The organism is Methylibium sp. Root1272 (assembly GCF_001425905.1).
Lineage (GTDB): Bacteria > Pseudomonadota > Gammaproteobacteria > Burkholderiales > Burkholderiaceae_C > Methylibium.
The window spans coordinates 1-11,917 of record NZ_LMDY01000017.1 but is presented as its reverse complement, the minus strand read 5'-3'; the positions used below and the strand labels follow the sequence as shown (position 1 = coordinate 11,917).

15 protein-coding genes are annotated in these 11,917 nt (G+C 69.7%); 6 read left to right on the top strand and 9 right to left on the bottom strand.

Annotated features, from left to right (window positions below):
• Positions 1 to 3 precede the first annotated feature (3 nt).
• The 4 genes from ASC67_RS17040 (at position 4) to ASC67_RS17025 (ending at position 3,540) form a co-directional block, all read left to right on the top strand.
• The gene (locus tag ASC67_RS17040; protein WP_056324351.1) at positions 4 to 1,206 is read left to right on the top strand and encodes an acetyl-CoA C-acyltransferase; all 1,203 of its coding nucleotides are present in this window, start codon (positions 4 to 6) and stop codon (positions 1,204 to 1,206) included.
• Between the two features lie 113 nt (positions 1,207 to 1,319).
• Complete coding sequence (locus tag ASC67_RS17035; protein WP_056324348.1) at positions 1,320 to 1,826, top strand: DUF1569 domain-containing protein; 507 nt, start codon at positions 1,320 to 1,322, stop codon at positions 1,824 to 1,826.
• Between the two features lie 51 nt (positions 1,827 to 1,877).
• Positions 1,878 to 2,648 (top strand): enoyl-CoA hydratase, encoded by a 771-nt coding sequence (locus tag ASC67_RS17030; RefSeq protein ID WP_056324346.1) that lies wholly within the window; start codon positions 1,878 to 1,880, stop codon positions 2,646 to 2,648.
• A gap of 49 nt (positions 2,649 to 2,697) precedes the next feature.
• Complete coding sequence (locus ASC67_RS17025) at positions 2,698 to 3,540, top strand: NAD(P)-dependent oxidoreductase (protein WP_056324342.1); 843 nt, start codon at positions 2,698 to 2,700, stop codon at positions 3,538 to 3,540.
• An 84-nt stretch (positions 3,541 to 3,624) separates the two neighbouring features.
• Here the strand turns inward: ASC67_RS17025 and ASC67_RS17020 are convergent, their stop codons facing one another.
• Both ASC67_RS17020 and ASC67_RS17015 read right to left on the bottom strand, forming a co-directional pair.
• Positions 3,625 to 4,431, bottom strand: coding sequence for a mechanosensitive ion channel family protein (locus ASC67_RS17020; protein ID WP_056324337.1), 807 nt, complete (start codon positions 4,429 to 4,431; stop codon positions 3,625 to 3,627).
• Positions 4,432 to 4,477: 46 nt separating this feature from the next.
• Complete coding sequence (locus ASC67_RS17015; RefSeq protein ID WP_235566371.1) at positions 4,478 to 5,068, bottom strand: copper resistance protein NlpE; 591 nt, start codon at positions 5,066 to 5,068, stop codon at positions 4,478 to 4,480.
• A 206-nt stretch (positions 5,069 to 5,274) separates the two neighbouring features.
• Here ASC67_RS17015 and ASC67_RS17010 point away from each other — a divergent pair, with 206 nt between their 5' ends.
• A complete protein-coding gene (locus ASC67_RS17010; protein ID WP_056324329.1) occupies positions 5,275 to 5,688 on the top strand; it encodes a GFA family protein in 414 nt (137 codons plus the stop codon).
• A gap of 41 nt (positions 5,689 to 5,729) precedes the next feature.
• On the opposite strand, the gene ASC67_RS17005 is transcribed toward ASC67_RS17010, so the two are convergent.
• Positions 5,730 to 6,560, bottom strand: coding sequence for a 2-keto-4-pentenoate hydratase (locus tag ASC67_RS17005; RefSeq protein ID WP_056324324.1), 831 nt, complete (start codon positions 6,558 to 6,560; stop codon positions 5,730 to 5,732).
• Positions 6,561 to 6,727: 167 nt separating this feature from the next.
• Here ASC67_RS17005 and ASC67_RS17000 point away from each other — a divergent pair, with 167 nt between their 5' ends.
• The gene (locus ASC67_RS17000) at positions 6,728 to 6,925 is read left to right on the top strand and encodes a DUF2892 domain-containing protein (protein ID WP_056324321.1); all 198 of its coding nucleotides are present in this window, start codon (positions 6,728 to 6,730) and stop codon (positions 6,923 to 6,925) included.
• Between the two features lie 193 nt (positions 6,926 to 7,118).
• On the opposite strand, the gene ASC67_RS16995 is transcribed toward ASC67_RS17000, so the two are convergent.
• The 6 genes from ASC67_RS16995 to ASC67_RS21310 all read right to left on the bottom strand — a co-directional run.
• Complete coding sequence (locus tag ASC67_RS16995) at positions 7,119 to 7,769, bottom strand: glutathione S-transferase family protein (protein ID WP_056324316.1); 651 nt, start codon at positions 7,767 to 7,769, stop codon at positions 7,119 to 7,121.
• Positions 7,770 to 7,872: 103 nt separating this feature from the next.
• Positions 7,873 to 8,499: a LysE family translocator gene (locus ASC67_RS16990; protein WP_056324312.1), complete on the bottom strand. Its 627-nt coding sequence runs from the start codon at positions 8,497 to 8,499 to the stop codon at positions 7,873 to 7,875.
• An 18-nt stretch (positions 8,500 to 8,517) separates the two neighbouring features.
• Positions 8,518 to 8,796 carry a hypothetical protein gene (locus tag ASC67_RS16985; protein WP_056324309.1) on the bottom strand — a complete coding sequence of 93 codons (279 nt, stop codon included), beginning with the start codon at positions 8,794 to 8,796 and terminating at the stop codon, positions 8,518 to 8,520.
• Positions 8,797 to 8,875: 79 nt separating this feature from the next.
• Positions 8,876 to 9,148, bottom strand: a complete 273-nt coding sequence (locus tag ASC67_RS16980) for a hypothetical protein (RefSeq protein ID WP_056324306.1) — start codon at positions 9,146 to 9,148, stop codon at positions 8,876 to 8,878.
• Positions 9,149 to 9,413: 265 nt separating this feature from the next.
• Positions 9,414 to 10,961 carry a DUF1302 family protein gene (locus tag ASC67_RS21215; protein WP_310731991.1) on the bottom strand — a complete coding sequence of 516 codons (1,548 nt, stop codon included), beginning with the start codon at positions 10,959 to 10,961 and terminating at the stop codon, positions 9,414 to 9,416.
• Between the two features lie 13 nt (positions 10,962 to 10,974).
• The coding region (locus ASC67_RS21310; protein WP_404932890.1) for a DUF1302 family protein at positions 10,975 to 11,648 on the bottom strand (674 nt) is incomplete at its 3' end.
• Positions 11,649 to 11,917: the final 269 nt, after the last annotated feature.

Here is an 11,917-nt window from a genome sequence, read left to right as displayed (position 1 = left end):
GAGATGAGCAATAGACAAGTTCAGGACGCCTACATCGTCGCCGCCACCCGCACCCCGATCGGCAAGTCCGGTCGCGGCTACTTCCGCAACACGCGGCCCGATGACCTGCTGGTCGCCGCAGTGCTGAGTGCATTGCGCCAGGTGCCCTCGCTCGACCCGAAGGCGATCGAGGACGCCATCGTCGGCTGTTCCTTCCCCGAGGGCGAGCAGGGCATGAACATGGCGCGCGCCGCGATGGTGCTGGCCGGTCTGCCGCACTCGGTGGGCGGCGTGACGGTCAACCGCTTCTGCGCCTCGGGCCTGACCGCGGTGCAGATGGCCGCCGACCGCATCCGCGTCGGCGAGGCCGACGTGATGATCGCCGCCGGCGCCGAGTCGATGAGCATGGTGCCGATGGGCGGCAACAAGCCCTCGTTCAACCCGGCCGTGTTCGAGAAGGACGAGAACGTCGGCATCGCCTACGGCATGGGCCTCACGGCCGAGAAGGTGGCGGCGCAGTGGAAGGTGAGCCGTGAGGCGCAGGACGCCTTCGCGCTGCAGTCGCACCTGCGCGCGCTCGCGGCCCAGGCGGCCGGCGAGTTCACGAACGAGATGACGCCGATCGACGTGATCGACCGCTTCCCGAACCTGGCCACCGGCGAGGTCGGCAGCAAGACCCGCACGGTCACCCTCGACGAAGGCCCGCGCCCCGACACCTCGCTCGAAGGCCTGGCCCGACTGCGCCCGGTGTTCGCCGCCAAGGGCTCGGTCACCGCGGGCAACAGCTCGCAGACCAGCGACGGCGCCGGCGCGCTGATCCTCGCCAGCGAGAAGGCGGTGCGGCAGTTCGACCTGAAGCCGCTGGCGCGCTTCGTCAGCTACGCGATCCGCGGCGTGCCGCCCGAAATCATGGGCATCGGCCCGATCGAGGCGATCCCGCTGGCGCTGAAGCACGCCGGGCTGAAGCTCGACGACCTGGGCTGGATCGAGCTGAACGAGGCCTTCGCGGCCCAGGCGCTGGCGGTGATCGGCAGCGTCGGGCTCGACCCGGCCAAGGTCAACCCGATGGGCGGCGCCATCGCGCTCGGCCACCCGCTGGGCGCCACCGGCGCCATCCGCTCGGCCACCGTCGTGCACGCGCTGCAACGCCACCAGCTGAAGTACGGCATGGTGACGATGTGCGTGGGCATGGGGCAGGGGGCGGCGGGCATCTTCGAGCGGGTGTGAATCCCCCCGTTGCGGCTGCGCCGCTCCCCCCAGGGGGCGCCGCTGGCGGACCGGCGGAGCCGGATCCGCGGCGGCCACTCAGCTGGCCGAGGCGGCACATCCTGCTGGCCGGCATGGCCGCCGTCGCGGCCGGCGGACTGGCCGGCTGCGCGCCGGGCCGCGTCGAGCGTTTCGCGACCTGGGCCGAGGCGCGCAATGCGGTGTTCGCGCTGGCACAGCCGGGCTCGCGCTGGCGCAGCGGCGGCGCCTGGTCGCTGAGCCAGACGCTGCAGCATCTGGCGCAGAGCATCGAGGGCTCGCTGGCTGGCTATCCCCAGTCGAAGCCGGCCTGGTTCACCCACACGCTGGGCGCGGCGGCCCATGCGCTGTTCGACGCGCGCGGCCGCATGACGCACCCCCTGGACGAGCCGATTCCCGGCGCACCTGTGCTGGCACCCGAGGTGCCGGCCGATGCGGCGGCACTGCGCCTGCTGCGCGCGATGGACGCGTTCGAGTCGCACGACGGCGCGCTGGCGCCGCACTTCGCCTACGGCGCACTCGACAAGCCGGCTTACGCCCGCGCCCACCAGATGCACCTGGCCGCCCACTGGCAGCAATTCGAGGAGACCCGGCTCGCCTGAAGCGCCTCGCCGGATCGACCTCGCCCCCGTACGACCCACCGGAGACCCGACATGAGCAACGACGACATCCTGAGCCACACCGAAGCCGGCGTGCTGACGCTGACCTTCAACCGCCTCGACAAGAAGAACTCCATCACCGCGGCGATGTACGCGGCGCTGGCCGACGCGCTGGCCGCGGCCCGCGACGACGCCGCGGTGCGCACTGTGGTGATCCAGGGCCACGAGCTGATCTTCAGCGCCGGCAACGACCTCGCCGATTTCCTGAACGACCCGCCGGCCAGCCCCGACGCGCCGGTGTGGCGCTTCCTGCACGGCCTGCGCAGCTTCCCCAAGCCGCTGGTGGCCGGCGTCTGCGGCGCGGCGGTCGGCATCGGCACCACGCTGCTGCTGCATTGCGACCTGGTCTACGCCGGAGACAACGCGAAGTTCAGCCTGCCCTTCGTGAACCTGGGCCTGTGCCCCGAGGCGGCGTCGAGCCTGCTGCTGCCGCGACGCCTCGGCCACGCGCGCGCCGCCGAGGCGCTGCTGCTCGGCGAGCCCTTCGGCGCCGAGCAGGCGGCGGAGTGGGGCCTGGTGAACCGCATCCTGCCGCCCGGCGAGGTGAACAACTTCGCGCAGGCGCAGGCGCGCAAGCTGGCCGACAAGCCGCAGAGCGCGCTGGTCGCCACCAAGCGCCTGATGAAGGCCGCATCGGCCGATGCGGTGGCCACGGCGATGGCCGCCGAGGGCGAGGTGTTCGGCCCGCTGTTGCGCGGGCCCGCGGCGCGCGAGGCCTTCTCGGCCTTCATGGACAAGCGCAAGCCGGACTTCAGCAAGGTCTGAGGCTGCGCGCCTCTGCCACCTCATCCTTTCCGTCACCGAGGAAGCTGCCATGACGACGTCACCGACCCTGCGCGACAAGACCCTCTTCATCACCGGCGCCAGCCGCGGCATCGGCTTGGCGATCGCCAAGCGCGCCGCGGCCGACGGCGCGCGCATCGCGATCGTCGCGAAGACCACCGAGGCCAACCCCAAGCTGCCCGGCACCATCTACAGCGCGGCGGCCGAGATCGAGGCCGCGGGCGGCCAGGCGCTGGCGATCGCCGGCGACATCCGCGACGAGGCCAGCGTGCTGGCCGCGGTGGCGCAGACGGTCGAGCGCTTCGGCGGCATCGACATCCTGGTCAACAACGCCAGCGCGATCAGCCTCACGCCGACGCCGATGACGCCGATGAAACGCTTCGACCTGATGTTCGGCGTCAACGTGCGCGGCACCTACCTGTGCACCCAGGCCTGCCTGCCGCAACTGCTGAAGAGCGCCGCGGCCGGCCGCAACCCGCACGTGCTGAACATGAGCCCGCCGCTGTCGATGAAGCCGCACTGGTTCAAGAACCACGTGGCCTACACGATGGCGAAGTACGGCATGAGCGAATGCACGCTGGGTCACGCGGCCGAGTTCAGGAGCCAGGGCATCGCCGTCAACAGCCTGTGGCCGCGCACCGCCATCGCCACCGCGGCGCTGCAGATGATCCCGGGCATCGACATCGCCCGCTGCCGCACGCCGGAGATCCTGGCCGACGCCGCCTGGCTGGTGCTGACCAGCGACGCGAAGGCCGTGACCGGCAACTTCTTCATCGACGACACGCTGCTCGCGCAGCACGGCATCACCGACCTCGAGCAGTACAGCGTCACGCCCGGCACGAAGGATTTCGTGCTGGACTTCTTCGTCGATTGATCGACTGGTCTCTCGCCGGCCCGGCCGGTCCATGCCGCTGCGCGACGGCGCCGAGGCCGGCGCCGTCAGCACCACCCCCCTTCATCACAGCTTCCTGATGTCGTGCAGCGCCGACGGCACCGGCCAGCCGGCCTCCTGGCACACCCGCACGATGGCCTCGTTGGTGTCGAAGTACACCTGCCAGTAGTGGTCGGTGTGGGTGTAGGGGCGCACCGCGATCTGCGGGCCCTCGAGCCTGAAGTCGAGCAGGTTCACCTCGGGCGGCATGTCCTTGGAGATATTCGGGATCTGCGCCACCGCGGCCTTCAGGCGCGCGATCGCATCGAGCGGATCGACACCGTTGGCCAGCTGCGCCACCCGCTCGACCCGCCGCACCGGCAGCACCGAGAAGTTCTGGATCGTGTCGCCGAAGATCTTGCCGTTGCCCAGGATCGTCATCACGTTGTCGGGCGTCACGATCGTGGTCCCGAACAGCCCGAGCTCGCGCACCGTGCCCACCACGCCGCCGATGCTGACGAAATCACCCACCTTGAAGGGCCGCAGGATCAGCATGAAGGCGCCGGCCGCGAAGTTGCCGAGCAGCCCGCTCCATGCCGCGCCGATCGCCACGCCGGCACCGGCCAGCATCGCCGCGAACGAGGTGGTCTCGATCCCGAAGTAGCCCAGGATGCCGAGCACCAGCGCGATGTTCAGCGCGATGGCGATGATCGATCCCAGGTACTTGGTCAGCGTCGGGTCGACGTGGTTGCGGTTCATGCCGGCCTGCACCAGCGCGATCACCCGGCTGATCATCCAGCGGCCGATGATCCAGAACGCGAGCGCGGCCAGGATCTTGAGGCCCACCGCGGTGACGGTGGTGCCGAGGAAAGTCTGTATCGCTTCGGTGTCCATGGAATCCTCCCTTTGATGAAATTCGTGTTGTCGTTCGATTGATCGGTCAATGCGGGTCGGTCGGCCGCGGCCCGCAGGCCACGCCGGGTGGATCGCTGTTGCTGCCGCCGGCGGCAAGCTCGACGGCGGTGCGCTCACGCACTCCGCCGTCGCAGTCGGTGAACGCGACCGGGTCGAGCTCCGCCGTGCGGCGCAAGGCCAGGTTCGCATCCGACTCGATGGGCTGACCCCGACGGTCGAGCAGGCGCAGCATGTCCTCGCCCTCGCCGCCGGATGGCGCCACCGCGAACAGCAGCGTGTCCGTCTCGCCGCGCAGCATCAGCAGCGTGCCGGCAGCATTCAGCTTCCAGCGGCCGAGCTCCGAGTACGGCCCGTCGGGCTTGCCGAGGTAGGTGCGGCGCAGGCGGTACAGCCCGTCCGCGCGCAGCGTGAGTGTCTGCGCCACGCCGGGGCAGTCGGCACAGGGCATCACGCCGGCGAAGGTGGCGGGTACGGGCATGGCCGGCTGCTGCGCCCGCAGCCCGGTCGCGACGCCGGCCGCGAGGGCCAACGCCATGCACGGCGCGAGCAAGCGCCGCCGCCGACATGGCGCGGCCGACGCCACCGCCGCTGCGCCGCCGAACGTTCTTCGAGTCATGGGCCGCCCTCGCTCCAGTCCCTGCCGGATCCCACCGCTTTGTAGCCGATTTCCAGGCTTGTTCCGCACGACGGCACCCGCATTTCGCCTCGATCCGACTGTCATGCGCCGGAACACCCGCAACCGCCCGCTGGCGCACCGGCACCTGCGGTGCTAGCGTCACCCCAGCGGGCGCCTTCGACGCCCGGGCCTGAAGGAGACTCCCCATGGAAATCGTCGGCGGCTGCCTGTGCGGCAAGGTTCGCTATCACGGCTCTGCGCAACCGGTGTTCACTGCCGTGTGCCACTGCAAGCACTGCCAGAAGCAGTCGGGCACCTCGTTCTCCATCGTGCTCGGCCTGCCGCGAGAGAGCCTGGTGATCGAAGGCGGCCCGGTGTCCACCTACCGCGACACCGGCGAGAGCGGCCTGCCGGTGGATCGCAAGTTCTGCCCCAACTGCGGCTCGGCGATCGTCTCCGAGGTGGCGGCCGCCCCCGCCCTCACCTTCCTGAAGGCCGGCACGCTGGACGACACCTCGGGCCTGCAGCCGCAGATGGAAATCTGGTGCGACCACGCCCAACCCTGGGTGGCGCAGGACCCGGGCCGCGCCCGCATGCCGGCCAATCCGCCGCTGGGCTGACAAGCCGAGAACGCCGCGGCGCGGCCGGCGCCGCACGCCCATCAGTCGACGAACTCGACCGCCAGTCCCGGCAGATCGATGCCGCGCAGCACCGTGTGCCAGGCCTGGCCCGCACGCACCGGCTGCGCGGTGGTGAGCGTGCCGGTGGTCACCAGCTCGCCGGCCTGCAGCGGCGGCGCCTGCGTCTGACGCGCCAGCACGCCGACCAGATGGGCCAGCGCGGCCAGTGGGCTGCCCAGCACGTTGGCGCCCACGCCCACCTCGCGCACGCTGCCGTCGCACACCAGCTCCACCGAGAAGGCCGCCAGCGCCGAGCGCAGGCTGGGCTGCAAGCGCGCCACCGCCTGCGGCTCGCCGATCAGCAGCGCGCCGTGCAGTGCGGCGTCGGCCACGGTGTCGGCAGCGCGGAACTTCCAGCCGGGGAAATGCGACTGCACGATCTCAAACGCGTGCGCCACCCAGTCGATGCAGTCCAGCAGTACCGCCGGGTCGGCGCCCACCGGCGGCGCGCGATGGAAGTGCAGCACGATCTCGGGCTCGATCTTCGGCTCGGCGAACGGCGCCAGCCGGCACACGTGCCGCCCGCCCGCCACGTGCACCACGGTGCGGTCGTAGACGTGGGCCCACACCGGATCGCGCACGCCGTACAGCGACCACATGTCCGGGTTGGTGAAGCCGATCTTGCGACCGACCGCGTGCGCGCCTTCGCGCAGCCGCGCCTCGTGCACGAGCTGCGCCACCGCGTAGGCGGCCGGCACGTCGAAGCCGTCGAGTTGCGACGTGAAGGGCTCGATCTGCCGGGTCGCGTCCTGTGCGGCCTGGATCTGCCGGGCCAGGGCGTCGAGAGAGGGCGGTGCGATCGTCATCGTCATGCGTGCATCCCGGAGGCGTCGCTCGAAATCGACGTCGGCACGCTAGCGGCGCCGATCGAACAAAGTCAATCCCTTCTCCTGCCACGAACCGCGGCCTTGATCCACGTCAGCACCGCACTCACCGCGCGGCGAGATGATGAAGCCGGCTTCACTCCAGGAGAAACGCCATGAATGCCAATGTGGGAACCCTCGACCGCGGCGCGCGCATCGTCGTCGGTGTCGCGTTGATCGCCGCCACCGTGGCGGGCGCCATCGGCCCCTGGGGCTGGCTGGGCGTGGTGCCGATCGCCACCGGGCTGTTCCGCTTCTGCCCCGCCTATTTGCCGCTCGGGCTGAACACCTGCTCCACGCGCAGCGACAAGTGAGCGACGGGCGCGCAACGCCCTGGCCGACCGCATCGACAGCCGCCCTACTGCCCCCTACCGCGAGTTGCGACCCGTGCCTCGGGTTTCACATGCAGGCGCTGTACGCAGCGCTGGGCGTCGCTGATGCGCGCGGCCCAGGCACCTGGAGAGCCGCCGTCGCACGAGAGATGAGATGAAGATGCGCCGGCCGGCGCTACGTGGCCGTGACCGGGTACGCATCTTCGCCGTGGGGCGCGGCGCGAAAGGCCGGCAGCGCCTCGGCCTGCGCCGAGAGCGCGGCGAGCCGCGGATATGCCGCCGCGTCGACCACGTCGGGCATCAGCGCCTGCGTGAACCACCAGGCCACGGCGATGCTGACGCCGGCCTGGTCGATGCTGTCGGTCGACACCGCCAGCGGCCGGCGCGCCAGCGCGGCCTCCAACTCACCGTAGGCCACTCGCAACTGGCCGCTGACGCGGTCGAACCAGGGTGCATGCCGCTTGTCGGCCGGACGCAGGTTCTCGTAGACGATCTGCACGCTCTTCTCGCAGGCGGCAAGCGCCAGGCCCAGCAGGCTCAGCGTGCGCAGGCGCTCGGCCGAGTCGGCCGGCATCAGGCTGCGGCGCGGCGGCGGCAGGGTCGCGGCCAGCGCCTCGGCGTGTTCGAGGATCAGCGTCGAGTCGAGCAGCACACTGCCGTCGTCGCACACCAGCGACGGCGCCTTGACCACCGGGCTGATCCGGCGGAACGTGTCGAAGCCCCGGAACACCGAGATCGAGCGGTGCTCGAACGGCAGCCCGAGCAGCTGCAGCGACACCGCGACGCGGCGGACATAGGGCGAGTCGAGCATGCCGATCAGCTGCATGGCGGAGGCCTCTGCGAAGAATGGGGAAACTCGATTGTGGGAGATTCGCGCACGGCCGCGCCGGAATGCCAGCGCCCCCCGAAGGCGCCACACCGGGCCGGCGCTACTTCTCGCTGAGCGCCAGCCGGGCACCCAGGCCCGCAAATGCCGCCGCGAAGCCGTACCTCAGCCAGCGCTGCACGCGCGCCGAGTCGATGACGCGCTGGCGGAAGGCATGAGCCACCAGGCCATAAACCACGAAGACGACGAAAGTCATCGCCATGAACACCGCGCTCAGCAGCAGCAACTGCAGCAGCGGCGACCAGGGGCCGGTACCCGGCTCCATGAACTGCGGCAGGAAGGCGAGGAAGAAGATGGTGAGCTTGGGGTTGAGGATGTTCAGCAGGAAAGCCTTCGCCACCAGGCTCGACGCCGGGGTGCGCGACGCAGCGGCGTTGCCGTCCACCGCGAAGGCCGAGGTGTCGCGCCAGGTGGCGTAGGCCACGTAGAACAGGTAGGCCACGCCGGCGAACTTGAGCACCTGGAAGGCCAGCGCGCTGGTGTGCATCACCGCGGCCAGGCCCAGCACGGTGGCCAGCAGGTGCGGCACGATGCCGGCCGTGCAGCCCAGCGCCGCGTAGACGCTGGCGCCGCGGCCCTGCGTGAGCCCGGTCGACACCGTGTAGAGAACCCCGGGGCCGGGGATGAGCACCACGACGAGCGAGGTGACGAGGAACTCGATGCTGACCATGAGGACGGCTCCCGCTCGTTATGGCGACTGCTTCTGGAGTATCAGCGTTCCCTGCCCTTCGGTGCCGACCCACGTCATGCGGTTGCAGGACACGCTGACCGTGTAGCTCTGCCCGACGGCAAAGTTGGTGGCCGAGGTGGTGAACTTGTCGCCCTCGAGCTTCCATCGGGTCTTGGCGTAGAGCTTCTGCTGGGTGCTCTTGTATTTTTCATCGCAGCTGCTGCCGCTCGCGTTCAGCCGGGAGGTGCTGTCGGCATGGACCTCGCAGACGATCTGTGCAGCGCAGGGGCGTTGCATGTATGGTGATTTCTTCAGAAGTCCCGGGGCCGTCGATCCGCGGTGTCCGCGGCATGCGCCGCATGCCGAAGGTCGGCGCCTAGAGCCACTCGGGCGTGATCGACAGGGCGGCAGGGACCGTCTCGGCCTCCTCGAACTGGGAGGCCCGTGCAGACTGCAGGGTGGCCCCATCGCTCACGCCGGGCAGCACCGTGTCGGCACCGCAGATCGGGCACAGCGCCGTGGTGTCGTCGTGGATCCAGTGGCGAACGTCGGCGGGCGTGAAGCTGCCCAGGCAGGTGTAGCAACCGGCGCTGACGGAGCGCGCCAGCGCGGCGCGGTTGTTGAACGACAGGAAGGCGGCGTAGCTCATGCGAACGAGCGTAGTCCCGTCACCCGGCCCCATCCACCCCGCCGGAGGGGGGACGGCGGGGGCCTGCCGTGAAACGCGGCGTCCAAGCTGGGGAGCGCCTGCGCCAGGTTCGCCCGCGCATGCACGGCATCGGGCCTGAGGCCGTCCCACAAGGGTGCAGGCATCGGTCGGACAACGAACGCTCCGCGGAATGCAAAAAGACACCGGCTGCCGGACAGGCAGCCGGTGCAAATGGGTATCGAGCCCTGCCGCGTGCGCGACAGGATCAGGTTCGATACACCATGGCCACGCGAGCGAAGATTTCGTTGTTGTGCTGCAGGCCGTCGACGAAGTCGCGGTACTCGCCCTTGTTCTGGGAGTACACGGCGTTGAGGTAGAGGTCCGCCTGGATCGACTTGGTGGGCTTCCACTTCACGCCCGGCTGCATGTACCAGCCGCCCTTGGTGTCGGTCAGGATCGCGAAGTCGAAGCGGTACTCCAGCGTCGGAGACGGCTGCTGCAGCGCCAGCGCCAGCGCGTTGAAGCCGCCCGACTGCCCGTTCGGGGCCTCGCCCGGGGTGTTGCCCACGCCACCCAGGTAGCGCCCGAACAGGTCGCTCCTGGACTTGTGCAGCCACTGCGCCACGAAGTAGGTCGCCGGGAAGGCGCTGGTGAACTTGTGGTACTTCTCGAGGATGAGCGCGAACTGGTACTCGTCCTTCTTGATGTAGTCACCCAGCGTCGGGTTGGTGAAGTGCTTGTTGGGCGTGTACGAGAACTCGAAGCGCCCGATCAGCTGGTCGAGCAGCGAGTCGGGCTCGCCCTCGAACACGCGGTTGATGCCGCCACCGAACACCGACTCGCGCTTGTACTCGCGGCTCAGCCAGCCCCGCAGCGGTCCGACGCCACCCGCCGCACCCGGCGAGAAGAAGGAGTCCAGGATGCACTGGGCCGCCGCCTTGCTGCCGATCTGGAAGTTGCCGAGCTCGGGGCGCGAGGCGCCGCAGGCCGTGGCCAGTCCGACCAGCCCGTAGGGGTCGCCGTTGGTGCCGATGAAGTTCATCGAGGTGGCCACGCCCTCGATGCCGTTCAGGCGCGAGTTGGCGGCACCGCGGAACCACTCCTCGGCGCTCCAGACGCCGGTCGGCTGCATGGCGAAGGCGGTGCCGGGCAGCGCACCGGCGCCACCGGCGGCCATCCACTTGTAGACGCCGTCGGGGTTGGTGCGGTTGATCGCGAAGGCCTGGTAGCCGAAGCCGCCGGCCTCGCCCTTCAAGCGGAAGCCGACGTTCCACTTGTTCTTGACGTCCTCGTAGCCGGGCCGCTGGTTGACGGTGAACTGGTCCTGGATGAGGTTGTAGCCGGTCTCGCCGTTGGGCAGCAGCGTGGGCGCGAAGCGCTGCACGAAGCCGTCGACGTCCATCTTCTCGACGGTGAACTGGTCCTGGATGAGGTTGTAGCCGGTCTCGCCGTTGGGCAGCAGCGTGGGCGCGAAGCGCTGCACGAAGCCGTCGACGTCCATCTTCTCGTTGACGCGGTAGTTGGCCCGCAGGCCGAGCGCGGAGCGACGGGTGTCGGAGTACTCCTCGGCGGCGACGCCGAACAGGTGGCCGCGCAGGTCCAGGCCGTTGGGCTGGTCGGCCACGCGGAAGAACAGCGCCTCGCCCCAGGCGATCTGCTGGTTGCCCGCGCGCAGCCACAGCGGGCCGTTGTTGTAGTCGATGTAGAAGGCGGGCAGGTCGATCAGCGCGCGGTCGTTGGCGTAGGCCAGCGGGCCGCCGGCGGTGCCGCCGAAGGCCTGGCGGAAGCTGCTGCCGGAGTTGATGTCGCCCACGCCGGTGCTGGCNGAGTACTCCTCGGCGGCGATGCCGAACAGGTGGCCGCGCAGGTCCAGGCCGTTGGGCTGGTCGGCCACGCGGAAGAACAGCGCCTCGCCCCAGGCGATCTGCTGGTTGCCCGCACGCAGCCACAGCGGGCCGTTGTTGTAGTCGATGTAGAAGGCCGGCAGGTCGATCAGCGCGCGGTCGTTGGCGTAGGCCAGCGGGCCGCCGGCGGTGCCGCCGAAGGCCTGGCGGAAGCTGCTGCCGGAGTTGATGTCGCCCACGCCGGTGCTGGCACCGTTGACGGTGCGCGTGCCGTAGGCGTTCTCGACGACGCGGGTCTCGTCGAGGATGCCGCGCACCTTGATGGTGGCCTTCAGCGATTCGGTGAGCTTGCCGTCGAAGTTGAGGTCGACTCGGGTGGCGAACCAGTTGATGTCGGCGTCTTTCTTGTACTCCGCCGGGCGGGTGAGCGTGGGAACGATCCCTGCGCCCAGGCCGTTGTTGGCGAAGGTCACGCCGTTGGTGGAGTTGCCGTTCTGGGTCGTGATGTTCTGGTCGTCGGTGGTCTTCACCGCCAACTCCTGTCGGATGAAGCCCGACACCGCCCATTCGGCCGCCTGGGCCGACCCACACAGCGCGACCAACGCAGCTGCTGCGATGGCGTGCCGCTGAGAGATTTCTGTACGAATCTTCTTCACGCTGTTGTCTCCTCGTTGTAGGTCAAAGATCAAGTTNATGGCGTGCCGCTGAGAGATTTCTGTACGAATCTTCTTCACGCTGTTGTCTCCTCGTTGTAGGTCAAAGATCAAGTTCCAGGATCGTTCCACCCGCTCCCACCGCCACCACGCGCCGCTTGCCGCCAGCGCCCTCGCTGGCCGCCAGGGCCTGGTACCAGGCGTTGCGCACGAGCTTGGAGTTCAGCGGGCTCCAGGAGGCCCCGCCGTCGCGGCTGAGCACCACGGCGTTG